Below are 14,218 nucleotides of genomic sequence, written 5' to 3'. Positions count from 1 at the left end.
GCGATGGGGCGACTCTAACGTGGTCGCTGTTTACCGACTAACGCCAATGAGCCAGTTAATGCCGCCTAAAGGACATGAAAAACTCGTCCGGCGCAGTATTCCCGGTCTGCCGAGCCTGCCGCGACCGATCTACGGACGCACCGAATCCTTGCCCAACCGCGCCCTGACCCGGCGTCACAGCCACCCCTGGGTGCAATTGTCCTACGCGATTGCCGGGGTGCTGGAGATCCAGACCAGCGGCGGGCGCTTTGTCGCGCCACCGCAACGGGCAGTGTGGATTCCCGCCGGGGTGCCGCACCGAGTGTTCAGCTCGCCACGCACCGAGATGCGCAGCCTGTACCTCGATTGCAGCGTCACCACCTGGGCGCCGGGCGAGAACTGCCAGGTGCTGGCGGTCAGCAGCCTGCTGCGGGAGTTGATCCGCAGCTTCAGCGAACTGCCGGTGGAATATGTCGAGGACAGCGCCGATGGCCGCCTGGCCCAGGTGCTGCTGGACCAGCTGGCCGCCGCGCCGCAGTTGGACCTGATGCTGCCGTTGCCCCATGACGCGCGCCTGCGCTCGATCTACCGCAGCCTGCAGGCGCACCCGGAGCAAGCCACCACCCTGGGCCAGTGGGGCGACAAACTGGGAGTGACGGAGAAGACCCTCAGCCGCTTGTTTCTCAAGGACACCGGGCTGACCTTTCGCGCCTGGCGCCAGCGCCTGCGTTTGCTGGGCGCGCTGACGCCGCTGGAGCAGGGCGAGCGGGTCACCGATGTGGCGCTGGCCTGCGGCTACGATTCGACCTCGGCCTTTATCGCCGCCTTTCGCCAGCAGTTCGATGCCACTCCAGGGGAGTTTTTCCGCAGCCTGTAGGCGAGGGACGAGATGCCTGGCTCGCCGTGTGTGCCTGCAACGACGGGCTGGGCAAGGCGTACCGCGTCCAGGTGCCTCAGGCGCGCGGATGGCGCAGCAGTTCGATCTGCTCCGGCGGCAGCAGGGTGCGCAGGGTCTTGTACAGGGCGCGGGTCTCCAGCAGGTTCCAGATCCGCAGCATCGTTTCCAGAGCATCCAGGGGCTTGCTGATGAAATCCCGGGCCCCCAGGGCCAGGGCCCGCAGGCGGGTTTCGCGGGTGGCGTCGGCGGTCAGCACCAGCACCGGCAGGTAATCGTTGGCCGGGATCCGCCGGTTGAGTTGTTCGAGCACGGCAAAGCCGTCGAACTCGGGCATGTGCAGGTCGAGGATCACCAGGTCCGGTTCGAAGCTGTTGAACAGCTCCAGGGTGCGCAGCGGCTGGGTGCTGCCGAGCACGTTGTGCAGGCCCTCACGGGCCAGCAACTGCTCCATGAGTTCCAGGTTGGGGCGCTGGTCGTCGACGATCAGGATGCGTAAATCGCTGCTCATGCAGGCTCCGGGAGGTAGGTCTGAAGGTGGGCGAGAAAGGCCGGGATCGGGATCGGCTTGGTCAGGATCGCCGTGGCCCCGGCTTCGCTCAGGGCGCGCCGGGTCGGCTCGCTGGCGTCAGCGGTGATCATCAGGATCGGCGTGCTGGCGGTGGCGCTGGAGGCCCGCAGCCGTTGCAGCACTTCCAGGCCTTGCAGGTCCGGCAGGTTGACGTCCAGCAGGATCAGCTGCGGTGCGTGCTGGCGGGCCAGGTCGAGGCCGATCTGCCCCTGCATGCTGGTCAGCAACTGGACGCCGGGGCGGCGCTGCAACAGGGTCTCGATCAGCGCCAGGCTTTGCAGGTTGTCCTCGATGTACAGCACCTTGCCCTGGTAGCGCGGCGCCCGTTGCGTGCTCGGCGGGTTCAGGGCCGGGGCGGCAAAGGGCGCCACGGCGGGCGCTTCGGGCAGGCGCACAAAGGGCAGTTCCAGGGTGAAGCGGCAGCCGCTGCCCGGGGTGCTGTGCACGCTGAGGCTGCCGTCCATCATTTCCAGCAGGCTCTTGCTCAGGGCCAGCCCCAGGCCGGTGCCCTCGACCCTGGGGTCGGCGTCCAGGCGCTCGAAGGGCTTGAACAGGCGCTGCAGATGCTCGGCGGCTATCCCGGCGCCGGTGTCGATCACGCTCAGGCGCAGGCGCGCCGCGTCGCTGGCCACTTCGAGGCTGACCTCGCCGTCCGCGCGGTTGTACTTGATGGCGTTGGACAGCAGGTTGAGCAGCACCTGGATCAAGCGCTGATGGTCGGCGATCACCCCGCTGTCCGCCGGCAGCGCCGGCAAGGGCGCGAGGCGAATGCCGGCATCGGCGGCCATCGGTGACACCAGGGTCAGGGCTTCGTGCAGCACGGCGTTCAGGGCCAGGGGTTCGAGGTTCAGCGGCAGGCGCCCGGCCTCGATGCGGGCGATGTCCAGCACCTCGTTGATCAGCCCCAGCAGGTGCTGGCCGGCCCGCAGGATATGCCCGACCTGAGGCCGTTGGCCGGCGCTGGAGTCCATGTCCAGCAGTTGCGCGAATCCGAGGATGGCGTTCAACGGGGTGCGCAGTTCGTGGCTCATGCGCGAGAGGAATTCGCTCTTGGCGCGGCTGGCGCGCTCGGCTTCTTCGCGGGCGGTGCCCAGGGCAATTTCGGCGGCCCGGCGGTCGGTGATGTCCCGGGTGATCTTGGAGAACCCGCGCAGGGCGCCGCTGCTGTCGTACTGCGCGGTGATCACCACACTGGCCCAGAAGCGGCTGCCGTCCTTGCGGCAGCGCCAGGCTTCTTCCATGTAGTGGCCGTGGGCCGTGGCCTCGCGCAGGGCCATGTCCGGGTGCTGCGGGCATTCTTCCGGCAGATAGAACAGCGAGAAGTGGCGACCGATGATTTCCTGCTCACGGTAGCCCTTGATCCGCTCGGCGCCGACGTTCCAGGTGGTGACCCGGCCATCGGTGTCCAGGGCGAAGATCCCGTAGTCCTTGACCCCGTCGATGATCAGCCGCAGGCGTTCCTCGTTGTCGCGCAGGGCCCGTTCGCGCTCGGCCAGCAGTTGCCCGGCCTCCACCAGGCGGGTGCCCAGCTGGCCGATCTCGTCCAGCTCCGGTGCCTGTGGCAGTAAGGGTTGGCCCAGGGCCAGGCGCTGGGCATTGCCCTGTACCTGCTGCACCCGGGTGACGATACCGCGGGACAGCAACAGCACCGCGATGATGGCGCCGAACAGCCCGCAGCCGGCGGCCAGCAGGGTGGCGAACAGCAGGCGCATGCGGGTCGCCGCGGCGGCGCCGGTGCGCTCGGCCAGCAGGGCGTCCTCGCGTACGCGCATGGCGCTGATCTGCTCGCGCAGCACGTCCAGCACCTGCTTGTTGTCGATCAGGATCGCGGTCACCGTGGCGTCGTCGTCACGGCTGCCGTTGCGCAGGGCTACCAGGCCGTCGAGCTTGGTGCGGATCAGCGGGGTGATGACCTGCAGATGCTCGCGCATCCGCGCGTCGCGCACGTTGTGGTCCAGGCGCTGCAGCGCCGCTTCGATCTGCGGCCGGGCCTGGAGGTAGGCGGGCAGGAAGTCCTCGCGCCGGGTCAGCAGGTAACCGCGCACGCTGGCGGCGGCTTCGGCCAGCAGGGTGTGCACCGCCTGGATGTCGCCCTGCACCAGCAGCACCCGGCGCACGTCCTCTTCGGCGCGGGCGGTCTGGCGTTCGGTGCTGTAGATCAGGACCAGAGACAGCAGCAGGATCACCAGGGGCAGGGAGATCACCACCAGCGCCTTGCCCCGCAGCGGCAGGTCGGCCCAGCGCCGGGCGCTGAGCAGGTTCATGGCCATTGCCCGGCGGGTTGCGCCACCAGCCCCAGGGCGATACCGCGCACCGCGGCCTGGGTGCGGTCGGCGGCGCCGAGCTTGCCGATCACTCGCTCGACGTGGGCCTTGGCGGTGCCGGTGGTGATGCCGAGCTTTTCACCGATCTCCCGGTTGCTGAAGCCGCTGGCCACCAGGCCCAGCACCTGGCGCTCGCGGGCGGTCAGGGGCTGGGCCTGGGGCGCCTGGCCGTTGCCGCGTTCGCTCATGCGCCGCAGCAGCCGAGCGCTGACCGCGCTGTTCAGGGCTTCTTCACCCCGGGCCACCCGCTGCAGGGCATCGATCACCTCGGCACGGCTGGCGTCCTTGAGCAGGTAGCCCATGGCCCCGGCGGCCATGGCGGCTTCCAGGTGATCGGGGCTGTCGTCCATGGTGAAGACCACCACCTTGACCTCGGGCTGGCGCTGTTGCAGCAGGCGCGCGGCGCCCAGGCCGTTAAGCCGCGGCATGCGGATATCGAGGATGGCAATGTCCGGGCGCAGCTGTTCGCACAGGGCCAGGGCCTCTTCGCCGTCACGGGCCTGGCCCACCACGGCGAATTCCGGATTGCCCGCCAGCAGGGCAACGAAGCCGGTGCGGGTGACTTCGTGATCGTCTGCCAGGACCAGGCGTATCAGCGCACTCATGGGCGTTGCTCCAACGTGGGGAGAGGGGTACTGGCCTGGATCCGGGTGCCGCCGCCGGGCTGGCTGGTGCAGCTGAAATGGCCGCCCAGAAGGTGGGCGCGCTCTTGCATGGCCACCTGGCCCAACTGCTCGGCGCCCTGGGCGCAGGGGCTGGTAAAGCCGCAGCCGTCGTCCTGGATATCGAGCGTTGCCTGCCCGGCTTGCACCGCCAGGCTCAGGGTCACCCGGGCGGCGCGGGCATGCTTGAGGATGTTGTTGATGGCTTCCTGGGCGATGCGGAACAGGGCCGTTTCCAGTGCCCCGGGCAAGCGCTCCGGGCAGCGCTGCAGCCAGTGCACCGCGAGCCCGGCGTCGCGCAGGCGGTCGGCCTCGCGGTCGATGGCCCGCAGCAGGCCGAAGTCGTCGAGCACATGGGGGCGCAGGCCACCGATCAGTTGCCGGCCTTCGCCGACGCAGCCCTGGGCCAGTTGCAGGATGGTCTGCAATTCGCTGTCCAGCTCCGGGGGCAGGGGCGGGCAGCGCCCGGCGAAGCCCTGCAAGCGCTGGTGCAGGCCGGCCAGGGTTTGCGCCAGGCCGTCGTGCAGGTCGTAGGCGACGCGTTTGCGCTCGTCTTCCTGGGCGCTGAACAGGCGCTGCACCAGTTCCGACATGCTGCGCTCCCGGGCTTGCAGGTCGCCCAGCAGGCGCTGGTTTTCCAGGTGCGCAGCCAGGAGTGTGGCCAAGAGTTGCAGGGACTCCAGGTCTTCGCTGTCCGGTGCGCTGATGGGCACACTGTTGGCCAGCAGCAGGGCGCCGAAGGCCTGGCCGTCGGCGCGGTGCAGGAGGATGCGCAGGATCGGCGTCTCGCCCGCCGGCGGCTGCTCCAGCCAGTGCGGCTGTTCGGCCAGGGCGCGCAGGGCCTGCAGGGGTTCGCCGCTGCCCTGTTCGGCAGTCGCCTGCACGGCACCTGCGGCGTTCCACTCCAGCAGCAGCCCCTGGTCCATGGCGACAAAGGCGCAGGCCCGCTGCACCACCCGCTGGCGCATGTGCGGCGGCGGCAGTTGCAGCAGCTCCTGGCCGGTATCCACCAGCAGGCGCAGGCGCGCGGCACGGCTTTGCGATTGCCGGTACTGGCTGCGCAGGGCCAGGGCGCTGCCGGGGTCGAGGGGCGGGGTGGGCATGTTGGAGCTCCAGGGTAGCGGCGCGGGCAGGGCGGTGGCGCGGTGGCAGAGCATTAGACCTGCTGGCCCGCGATGCGCCTATCTGCCAAATGGCATAGGCCGCGGGCACCGGTTGGCCGATGGCGAGGGCCGGGGCCCTTGGCACAGTGAGGTGCATTGAAACCCACTGGAGTCACCCAATGAAACTGAAAACCACCGCCCTGGCCCTGTTCTTCGTCCTCAGTGCGCCGCTGGCTCAGGCCCTGGAAGCGACCCCTTACGTCTACCGCAGCGTGGCCGAGCAGCCGCAGAACCTGCAGGATCGGGAAATCGCCAGCCTGTTCGATCGCTGGAACAGCGCCTTGCAGACCGGCAATCCGCAGGCGGTGGTCAGCCTCTACGCGGCCAATGCGGTGCTGCAGCCGACGGTCTCCAACCAGGTGCGCAGCACCCACGCGCAGATCCAGGATTACTTCGAGCATTTCCTGGCGACGCAGCCGGTGGGGCAGATCAACTACCGGGAGATCCGCCACCTGGGCCCGGATGCGGCCCTGGACAGCGGCGTCTATACCTTCAGCCTGACCGCCGCCGACGGCCAGAAACAGCAGGTCCAGGCCCGCTACACCTTCCTCTACGAGCGCATCGACGGACAGTGGAAGATCCTCAACCACCATTCCTCGGCCATGCCTCAGGTACAGCCGCAGTTGCAGGCGGCTCACTGATTCAGGCGCGGATCTGGGTGCCGGGCGGATGCCCGGCATCGTCGTTCAGGCCTGCTCTCGATAGCGCCCCGGGGTCATGCCGAACCAGCGCATGCAGGCCTTGTGAAAACTGCTCTGATCGCGAAACCCCAGCAGCGCGCCGATGTACTTCACGCTGCGCATGGAGTTGCGCAGAAAACTGTGGGCGAGCATCAGCCGGGCTTCGTCCTGCAGGGCCGAGAAGTGCACGTCTTCTCGGCTCAGGCGCCGTTGCAGGCTGCGGGCGCTGACCCCGACCACCTCGGCAATGTGCGGCAGGTCGCTGGGGGCACCTCGGGCCAGGCACTCCGCCAGGGCTCGGCGGACCCGCGCGGTCATCGAGCCGCTGAGCAGCACATTGAGCCGGGCGCGGGCGTATTCCATGTGCAGCACGTCCAGGGCCGGGTCGGCGGTGGGCAGGGCTATGGCGCAATCCTGGTTGCTGAAGGTCAGGCTGTTGTGGGGCGCGCAGAACTGCAGGTTGTCCCCCAGCAGGCGCCGCAGGGCCTGGGTGTCTGCCGGTTCCGGGTAGGTGAAGGCTGCCGTCAGCGGCCTGGGTTTGTGCTGGGGCAGCAGCCAGTGCAGCAGGCCGAGGGTCTGGGCGGCGCCGGCATCGATCAGCGCCCGCGGCATCAGCGAGGGCTCGGCGGTGACGTCGAAGCCGATCAGCTTGAGCGCCTGGGGCTTGCGCTCCAGGCACATGCAGAAACCGTTGCTGATCAGTGCGTGATAGTCCACCAGGCGTTGCAAGGCCGCGCCCAGGGTCGCGCAGGACATCACCGCGTACCCCAGGGCCTTGAGATTGGCCGGGTGGGCCTTGCCGTAGGCCAGCAGCCCGAGGTCGGGATTGCCGGTGCGCCGGGCCGCTTCGCGCATCACCTGATAGACCAGTTCCAGCCTTACGCCCTTGGGGTTCTCATCAACGTCCTGGGCGCTGCTGCCGAATTGTTCGAGCAGGGCGTCGACATCGGCGCCACCCTCTCTCATGACATCGGCAAGCACCCGAAAGCTGGCGCTGGTCATTCTATGCATAGGTCTTCCTGGACTAGTGGCTAAATGATATCGATGGGGCCTTGGGCATGATTGCAATAAACAAAAGGCCGCAGACGATTAAGCGCGGAGCGGGGCTTCCGAGGACAAGCGAAAGGTGCCCGGGAACACTTCCTGAGGGGCCAGGCAGGGTCGATCATGATCGGGCAGGGACCCTTGGGTGCCAGCGACGGCCACTGCGTCGCGGCACGCTTGCAAGGGGGTGCGCTTGTCTTGCCTATGGATCTGTCATGCAAAGCATCAAAGACTTTTATCGCGAACTGGCCGAGGGCCGCCTGATGCTGGCGTTCCAGCCGGTGGTGTGGCTGCCGGACAGCAGCCGGGTGCTGTACCACGAAGGCTTGCTGCGCCATGTCGATGCCCAGGGTGGCGATGCCTATCCGCTGGCGCTGCTGGAAAAGCACCAGGTGATGCGCGAACTGGACCACAGTGTGGTGCTCAGCGTCATCGATTGCCTGCGTCGCGACCAGCGCCTGCGCCTGGGCTGCAACATCTCGGCCCAGAGCGCGATCATCGATGCCCATTGGTACGGCATCCTCGATGCGTTGCGCGATGCACCCTCGCTGGCCGCGCGATTGGTGATCGAGATCACCGAAAGTGCCACGCCGCCGAGCATCGAGGCGGCCAGCGAGTTCGTGCTGTGCCTGCGGGAACTGGGGTGCCGGGTGGCCATCGATGATTTCGGTGCGGGCCTGGGGACCCTGGAGTTCATCCGCCAGACCCGGCCGGACATCGTCAAGATCGACAAGGGTTATATCCAGCGCGCCCGGGGCGAACTCAACAGTGCCCAGACCCTCAGCCACCTGGTGCAACTGTGCAAGACCCTGGCGCCCTGCGTGATCATCGAGGGCGTGGAGCTACCCACCGACCAGGGGCTGGCCACGGCCTGTGGTGGTGAGTGGGGGCAGGGCTACCTGTTCGGCCGCCCCCAGGTGGATCGCCTGGGGCGACGTTGCCGCCTGGCGCAGCGGGTGCCCCAGCTGTGCGCGTCAGATCAGGTGTAGCCCGGTTGCGCCAGGGCACGGCGTCTGCCCGCCTGAAGGAGGTCAATCAGCCTGCGGGGTGATGGGCGGGGTGTGGGCCGTCGGGTCTTGCACCTCGGCACTGATGGGCAATGCCGGCAGGTCTTCCTCGGCAATGTCTTTCATGTTCACGTGCATGTTGCGCTTGGGCCGCTCCGGCTGGAGTGCGTCGTAGGGCAGCAGCACGGTGTCGAGCGCCGCGTCCAGGGGCAGGCTGGCGATCATCAGGATCGGGCACACCACCATCACCCAGCAGCCGCCAGTGATCATGCGGGCGTAGCCCATGTCATAGCCGGTGAGCACTTGGGCGTTGGTCTTGACGCTGCGGTAGTAGCGGTCGTCGCGAAAGTCCAGGGCATTGCCGCGAGTCATGTAGGTGCCGCAGCCGGACAGCAGCAGGGTGTTGAGCAGCAACAGGTAATTGATGATTCGGATGATCGGGCTTCCATTCAGGGCAGTGGCAGGGGGCGAGGCTCAGGGCTTCATCGCGTCGTAGGGCAGCAGCACGGTGTCGACGGTGGCGTCCAGGGGCAGGCTGGCGATCATCAGGATCGGACACACCACCGTGACCCAGCAGGCGCCAGTGATCATGCGTGCGTGGCCCATGTCGTAGCCGGTGAGTATCTGCGCGTTCATGGTTGTGCCGCGGTAATAGCGATCGTCGCGCCAATCATGGCCGCTACGAACCACGTAGGTGCCGCAACCGCTTAGCAGCAGAGTATTGAGCAACAGGCAAAGGATGCTTCGGATGATCAGGCTTCCACACAGGGTCGAAACAGGGGGGGGCGAGAGTCAGCGATTGATCGCGTCATAGGGCAGCAGCGCGGTGTCGGCCACGGCGTCCACCGGCAGGCTGACGATGGCCACTACCGGGCAGACGATGCTCATCCAGCAGAAGATCGTGGCATAGCCGTCGTAACCGCTGGCGCCACGCATGGTCAGCAGTTCGATATTGGCCTGGGTGCCTTTGTAGTAGTCGTAGCTGGTATGGGAGTTGGGGGTGCGGGCGATCAGGGTGCCGCAGCCCACCAGGGACAGCAGGGACACAACGAGCAGAGCATTGAGGGCTTTGATGGCGCCATTCCTTAGCAAGCGGATTTTTCCGCGCGCATGGTCGCAGAAGCCCGGTGCAGAGGCTAGATTGGGCGCTGAATAAATACTGGGCGCAGTGCCGGGAGGGGTCGATGAAGGAGGAGCGCAGCGTCGCACGGCTGTTCGCCGAGGAGCCGCTGTCCTGGGGGCTGCGGGGTGACCCCTATCTGTGGCGAGCCATGGCCATGCATCTGGCCCACAGGCCCTGGCCGGCCACGGCGCAGCAGTTGGAAGCGCTGATCGTCCAGGCCTTCGAGCAACTGACCGGCAGGGCCTGGAGCACGGCAGGGCATTTCTTCGTCGAGGCCTTTGCCCATGGCGGCATGTCCAGCGGCGGGATTTCCATGGGCTTCTGGCACGAGCGCGGCCTGCCCCTGTTGCGCGCCCGTTGGGCTCAAGCCTGATCAGATTGCGCTGGGTATCAGCATAAGCAGGTCGGTATCGCCGACATCCACCCCGGCCTGGGTCAGCAGGGTGCTGGCCTGGCCGCGGTGGTGGGTCTGGTGGTTGAAGAAATGCACCAGCAGGCTATAGAAATCACGCTCGGCGACCACGCCGCGGGTGTTGGCGTAATGCAGGCTGCTGTCCAGGTCGATGTCGTTCAGGGACTGGCTGAAATCGAGAATCAACTGGTCCAGCCACTGACGCTGCTGCCAGAGCCCGCCCAGGTTAGGGAACAGCAGGCTCTTGAGGTCCCCTGGCAGGGCCACCTGCTGCAGCGGCGCCAGGGCCGCAAACTGCGCCGGGTGCTGGGCAAACCGCTTGAGCCAGATGGTGTCGCCGGCCAGCAAATGATTGAGGGTGCCGAGGATCGAGCCGAAAAAGGCCTGCCGGTCCAGAGCCAGTTGCGCATCGGACAGGCCCATGGCGGCGCTGTACAGCTTGCTGTTCATCCACTGGTTGTAGCGGGCCATCAGGCACAGGTGCTCGGTGCGGTTCATTGCCGTTCCTTGTCATGTCGGGGGCTCGATCAGGCGAGTGCAAGCTTGGCAAGCCTGGGGGCTGGCGTGCAAGGAGCGTGTTGCGCCGGAACAGCGGCAGGCACTTCCACAATCCTCGGCGTGAGCCGCCTGGCGTGAGGCCTGCCGTGCTGCGACGGCAGCCTGGCGGGAACCGGGCTGGGCGGATAGGCGGCCCGGTGTTTTTGTATTGACTGTTGACTGCGGCACCTGGGGCCTGGCACCGGCGGTGGTAAAGTTCGCCCCTTCAGGACGAGCGACACGGGTAGCGGGCGGATGATCAAGCGAATGTGGCAACAAGGGCGCGGCCTGTGGCTGGCGCTGTTCCTGGGGCTGCTGTTGCCGGCGCAGGTGTTCGCCGACCCTGCGCCGCCAGGGCTGGTGAAGGTCGCCCTGGATCGTCGGGTCATCGACCTGAGCGGTACCCTCGATGCCGTTACCCAGGAACGGCTGGAACACAAGCTTGCGGCCCTGGAGCAGCGGCGCGGCACGCAGATGGCCGTGATGCTGGTGCCCAACCTGGGCCAGCAGAGCATCGAGGCCCTGAGCAACCAGCTGTTTCGTGCCTGGAAGCTGGGGCGCAAGGGGGTTGATGACGGCATCCTGCTGCTGGTGGCGAAGAATGACCACCAGGTGCGGATCGAGGTCGGCTATGGCCTGGAAGGGCAGGTCACCGACCTGCTGGCCGGGCAGATCATCGCCCGGGACCTGACCCCGGCCTTTCGCCAGGGCGACTTTGCCGGCGGCATCGACCGCGCCCTGGATGACCTGATCCTGCTGATTGACGGTGGAACCTTGCCGCAACCGGCGGCATCTTCGGCTGCGGCGCCGCTATCGGTGCCGCCAGAGGCCTATGCCCTGTTGCTGGCGTTTGTCTTCGGCTCGGTGGCCGGGGTGATGCTGGCCGCTGGCTGGCGGTGGCGCCGAGTCCTGGCCGGGCTGTTGCTGGCCGCGGTATTGCTGGTGGCCGGCGTGGGTGGGCGCGAGTGGCTGGTGCAATCATTGGTGGTGCCGCTGTGCATGCTGGTGGGAGGGGCGACCTTTGCCGGCCTCTGGCAGGCGCGCCGGGTGTTTTATGGCGTGCTGGGCCTGCTGTTGTACATCGCCCTGCTGACCCTGATCAGTCGCTACCAGGGCAGCGCGACCTTTCTTTACGGCCTGGCTGCGCCGGCCAGCGTGCTGCTGGTGCTGGGCGCTCATTGGCTGTTGTTCCGAATGATGCGCAACACCTGGAGAAAGAGTTCCCGGGGGTTCCTGTGGCGGCTGGGCGTGCTGCTGGTGCTGCTTCTGCTGTTGGGCTCGGCAGTGGGCGCCTGGAGTGATGGGCTGCGCTGGCTGACGGTTTTGCCCTTCACTTATTTTCTCGCCCTGCTGCTGTTTGCCGGCAGCAGTGGCTTTCGCTGGAGCAGCGGGGGTGGCAGCAGCGGCAGCAGTGGCTCGCGCTCCAGTTCCAGTTCAGGCAGTGGTTTTTCCGGGGGCGGCGGATCCAGCGGAGGGGGCGGTGCTTCGGGCAGTTGGTGAGCTGTTTGCCTGTTGGCACCCGGCGGCCCGACTGCTGCACAGCCGTGACCGCCGGTGCTGGTGGATCAGACCACTTCGTCGATCAATGAGGTTTTTGTCGGTGTGGCTGCCACTGGGGGCTGTGCCTTGAGCTGGTCCCGGAGTTTTTCCAGGGCGTCTTTCTGCTCTTGGGTGAGGGGCGGCGGTGGCGTATCAGAGACGGGAAGGGTGATGGGAGGGTGGTTGCCGCCGCTGGTCAGTGGGGGCAAGGGGCGATTGTTGATTTCCATGTCACTGCATCCTTGAGTGGGGGTGGAATTAACTGTAACGGCTGTTTTTCCCCTGGCTTTAGAGTGACGGATGGCCTGAATGGCCTGGGTGAATCTTCCCCCAGGGCTGGGCCGTGCCAGGCGATTGCCGCGCCGGCGGGTTGTCCGGACTCACCGGTCGCTGCAGCCCCGGTGGTCGTGCGCCAGCCCATGAGGCGCGGTTTTTCCGCTGGGCTCCTGAGGTGTTGCTGTTCGCGTTGGCTTCCCGTCGGTGTTCGCGGTGCAGGAAGAAGGGCAAGCCGGACAACGCATCAGGCGGGCTGCGCAATCTTCAGTTGATAATTATTCTTATCTGGGAATAAGATATGTTATTACATTGTTGATCGCCCTCCAGGAGTAGTGCCCCATGAAAGTCCTGTCATCCCTCAAGGAAGCCAAGAACCGTCACCGTGACTGCCAGATCGTCAAACGGCGCGGGCGGATCTACGTGATCTGCAAGTCCAATCCACGCTTCAAGGCGCGCCAGGGCGGGGCGAAAAACAAGAACAAGGGATGAGCCGATGGTCACCGGCAGGTGCTGGCCTGAGCGCTTCAGCGAGGCGTGATTTGCAGGCCCAGGCGCAAGCGCCTGATCGCCGAGGATCAGGCGCTGCCTGCAACACACGCGGGTCAATCGTGCAGCAGGCTGTCGCCGTACTGGTTGAAGCTGTTGCTCAAGGAGTTGCCGCCATTGACGTTGAGCTTGGTCATACCGCCGCCAAGGCGGCAGTTGTCCGAGTAGCAGGAGTGAGTCGTGGGTGGGGTTCCCGAGCAGGCGCTCAGTAGCAGGGCGGTGCTTATCAAGAAAACTCTGATGCAGTGCAACTTCATGTTCAGCAGCTCCAGACCTGGGCCCAGGATCGAGGAAAGTGGAGCCTCATCCTACTCCGTCATATCTTGATACACATCACCCATCTGCGGGCCATGGAAACTTTTCTCTCGAGCTTGGGGGGCTGTTCGAAATCACTGTCAGTGAGGAGAGGCGAGCCGAAGCAGCGGTTGTCGAGCGGCAGTTTGTCAGCTGGGGCAAGAACCGGTAGAAAGCTCAGGTGCATTCAGAAAACAGATAGCCCCATGAGTGATATTGAGAAACCCAATGGTCGCCTGTTCGACCTCGACCTGTTGCGGGCCATCGTCACCGTGGCCGACTGCGGCAGCTTCACCACCGCTGCAAGCCGCCTGCATTCCACCCAGTCCACCATCAGCCAGAAGATTCGCCGTCTAGAGGACATGGTCGGGCATCGCCTGCTGGAGCGTGGCAACCGCGATGTATTGCCCACCGATGCCGGCGAGACGCTATTGGGGTATGCACGGCGCCTGTTGGCGTTGCATGACGAAATGGCTGAGGCGCTGTCCGGCGCCACGGTGGTGCTGACGGTGCGCATCGGCGTTCCCGATGACTTTGCAGCCGGACGTACCACCGAGCAACTGGCGGCCTTCAACCGGCGCTATCCCCAGGTCAAGCTGGAAGTCACCAGCGGCCTGAGCCGTGACCTGAGTGCCAGCTACGACCGGGGCGAACTCGACCTGGTATTGCTCAAACAACGCCAGAACAGCCGTGAGGCGCTGGTCTGCTGGCCAGAAAGGACCTGCTGGGTGGACAGCGCCAGGAACCCCTGCATCAATCTTGACCCGTTGCCCATCGTCACCTTTCCGCCACGGGGGGTGTACCGTGACGAAATGATCAGTGCCCTGGAGTCCGTTGGCCGGCGCTGGCACATCAGTTTCACCAGTTCCAGCCTCACCAGCCTGCAATCGGCAATCGCCGACGGCATGGGCATCGGCCTGTTGCCGCTGCGGGCGGTGACCGCGGAGCATCGGGTGTTGCCCAAGAACACCGTGCTGCCGTCGGTGGATGCCTTTGAGGTGGCCTTGCTGCATCGCCCCGTGGCGGACCCGATGGTCAAGGCCCTGGCGCGGGTGCTGTCCCAGGTCCTGGCCCAGGAGACCGCTGGCTGAGAGGTATCTCGCATTCAATAAATGAATAATACGGATTCCAACATTTAATTTGTGCATGCAGGCGCGGCTGGATAT

Annotated in this window: 18 protein-coding genes; 7 read left to right on the top strand and 11 right to left on the bottom strand. The window is 66.2% G+C overall.

Annotated features, from left to right (window positions below; genetic code table 11):
• Positions 1-58 precede the first annotated feature (58 nt).
• The gene (locus ACZ5BO_RS22540) at positions 59-856 is read left to right on the top strand and encodes an AraC family transcriptional regulator (RefSeq protein WP_464696524.1); all 798 of its coding nucleotides are present in this window, start codon (positions 59-61) and stop codon (positions 854-856) included.
• A gap of 76 nt (positions 857-932) precedes the next feature.
• Here ACZ5BO_RS22540 and ACZ5BO_RS22535 read toward each other — a convergent pair whose 3' ends face one another.
• From ACZ5BO_RS22535 to ACZ5BO_RS22520, 4 genes are read right to left on the bottom strand one after another with little or no spacing between them, the layout of a single operon-like run.
• Positions 933-1,385: a response regulator gene (locus tag ACZ5BO_RS22535; RefSeq protein ID WP_464696523.1), complete on the bottom strand. Its 453-nt coding sequence runs from the start codon at positions 1,383-1,385 to the stop codon at positions 933-935.
• Entirely contained in the window at positions 1,382-3,709 is a 2,328-nt protein-coding gene (locus ACZ5BO_RS22530) for an ATP-binding protein (protein WP_464696522.1), read from the bottom strand. The genes ACZ5BO_RS22535 and ACZ5BO_RS22530 overlap by 4 nt, the downstream gene beginning before the upstream one ends.
• A complete protein-coding gene (locus tag ACZ5BO_RS22525) occupies positions 3,706-4,374 on the bottom strand; it encodes a response regulator (protein WP_025126675.1) in 669 nt (222 codons plus the stop codon). Before ACZ5BO_RS22525 ends, ACZ5BO_RS22530 begins: the two co-directional genes overlap by 4 nt.
• On the bottom strand, positions 4,371-5,534 hold the full coding sequence (locus ACZ5BO_RS22520; RefSeq protein WP_464696521.1) for a sensor histidine kinase: 1,164 nt from the start codon (positions 5,532-5,534) through the stop codon (positions 4,371-4,373). Before ACZ5BO_RS22520 ends, ACZ5BO_RS22525 begins: the two co-directional genes overlap by 4 nt.
• A 179-nt stretch (positions 5,535-5,713) precedes the next feature.
• Between ACZ5BO_RS22520 and ACZ5BO_RS22515 the strand changes: the two genes are divergently transcribed.
• Positions 5,714-6,235 (top strand): SgcJ/EcaC family oxidoreductase, encoded by a 522-nt coding sequence (locus tag ACZ5BO_RS22515; RefSeq protein WP_025126677.1) that lies wholly within the window; start codon positions 5,714-5,716, stop codon positions 6,233-6,235.
• A gap of 45 nt (positions 6,236-6,280) precedes the next feature.
• On the opposite strand, the gene ACZ5BO_RS22510 is transcribed toward ACZ5BO_RS22515, so the two are convergent.
• Positions 6,281-7,285 carry an AraC family transcriptional regulator gene (locus tag ACZ5BO_RS22510; protein WP_025126678.1) on the bottom strand — a complete coding sequence of 335 codons (1,005 nt, stop codon included), beginning with the start codon at positions 7,283-7,285 and terminating at the stop codon, positions 6,281-6,283.
• Between the two features lie 248 nt (positions 7,286-7,533).
• Here ACZ5BO_RS22510 and ACZ5BO_RS22505 point away from each other — a divergent pair, with 248 nt between their 5' ends.
• Positions 7,534-8,307, top strand: coding sequence for an EAL domain-containing protein (locus ACZ5BO_RS22505; protein WP_464696520.1), 774 nt, complete (start codon positions 7,534-7,536; stop codon positions 8,305-8,307).
• Positions 8,308-8,349: 42 nt separating this feature from the next.
• Here the strand turns inward: ACZ5BO_RS22505 and ACZ5BO_RS22500 are convergent, their stop codons facing one another.
• The 3 genes from ACZ5BO_RS22500 to ACZ5BO_RS22490 all read right to left on the bottom strand — a co-directional run bounded on the left by ACZ5BO_RS22500 (position 8,350) and on the right by ACZ5BO_RS22490 (position 9,417).
• On the bottom strand, positions 8,350-8,739 hold the full coding sequence (locus tag ACZ5BO_RS22500) for a YceK/YidQ family lipoprotein (protein WP_025126680.1): 390 nt from the start codon (positions 8,737-8,739) through the stop codon (positions 8,350-8,352).
• Positions 8,740-8,799: 60 nt separating this feature from the next.
• Positions 8,800-9,054 (bottom strand): YceK/YidQ family lipoprotein, encoded by a 255-nt coding sequence (locus ACZ5BO_RS22495; protein WP_464696519.1) that lies wholly within the window; start codon positions 9,052-9,054, stop codon positions 8,800-8,802.
• 63 nt (positions 9,055-9,117) lie between these two features.
• On the bottom strand, positions 9,118-9,417 hold the full coding sequence (locus tag ACZ5BO_RS22490) for a YceK/YidQ family lipoprotein (RefSeq protein ID WP_464696518.1): 300 nt from the start codon (positions 9,415-9,417) through the stop codon (positions 9,118-9,120).
• A 92-nt stretch (positions 9,418-9,509) separates the two neighbouring features.
• Here ACZ5BO_RS22490 and ACZ5BO_RS22485 point away from each other — a divergent pair, with 92 nt between their 5' ends.
• Positions 9,510-9,821, top strand: a complete 312-nt coding sequence (locus ACZ5BO_RS22485) for a hypothetical protein (protein WP_464696517.1) — start codon at positions 9,510-9,512, stop codon at positions 9,819-9,821.
• On the opposite strand, the gene ACZ5BO_RS22480 is transcribed toward ACZ5BO_RS22485, so the two are convergent.
• A complete protein-coding gene (locus ACZ5BO_RS22480; RefSeq protein ID WP_464696516.1) occupies positions 9,822-10,358 on the bottom strand; it encodes a DinB family protein in 537 nt (178 codons plus the stop codon).
• Positions 10,359-10,652: 294 nt separating this feature from the next.
• Here ACZ5BO_RS22480 and ACZ5BO_RS22475 point away from each other — a divergent pair, with 294 nt between their 5' ends.
• Positions 10,653-11,897 carry a TPM domain-containing protein gene (locus ACZ5BO_RS22475; RefSeq protein ID WP_464696515.1) on the top strand — a complete coding sequence of 415 codons (1,245 nt, stop codon included), beginning with the start codon at positions 10,653-10,655 and terminating at the stop codon, positions 11,895-11,897.
• Positions 11,898-11,962: 65 nt separating this feature from the next.
• Here the strand turns inward: ACZ5BO_RS22475 and ACZ5BO_RS22470 are convergent, their stop codons facing one another.
• Positions 11,963-12,166, bottom strand: a complete 204-nt coding sequence (locus ACZ5BO_RS22470; RefSeq protein ID WP_025126686.1) for a hypothetical protein — start codon at positions 12,164-12,166, stop codon at positions 11,963-11,965.
• A 385-nt stretch (positions 12,167-12,551) separates the two neighbouring features.
• Here ACZ5BO_RS22470 and ykgO point away from each other — a divergent pair, with 385 nt between their 5' ends.
• Positions 12,552-12,701, top strand: a complete 150-nt coding sequence (ykgO, locus tag ACZ5BO_RS22465; RefSeq protein WP_020297337.1) for a type B 50S ribosomal protein L36 — start codon at positions 12,552-12,554, stop codon at positions 12,699-12,701.
• Positions 12,702-12,814: 113 nt separating this feature from the next.
• Here the strand turns inward: ykgO and ACZ5BO_RS22460 are convergent, their stop codons facing one another.
• A complete protein-coding gene (locus ACZ5BO_RS22460; protein ID WP_256244253.1) occupies positions 12,815-12,988 on the bottom strand; it encodes a hypothetical protein in 174 nt (57 codons plus the stop codon).
• Between the two features lie 270 nt (positions 12,989-13,258).
• Here ACZ5BO_RS22460 and ACZ5BO_RS22455 point away from each other — a divergent pair, with 270 nt between their 5' ends.
• The gene (locus ACZ5BO_RS22455) at positions 13,259-14,143 is read left to right on the top strand and encodes a LysR family transcriptional regulator (RefSeq protein ID WP_464696514.1); all 885 of its coding nucleotides are present in this window, start codon (positions 13,259-13,261) and stop codon (positions 14,141-14,143) included.
• Positions 14,144-14,218 lie beyond the last annotated feature (75 nt).

It is taken from the genome of Pseudomonas sp. FFPRI_1 (genome assembly GCF_055384485.1).
This window is presented reverse-complemented; position numbering and strand designations above follow the sequence as displayed.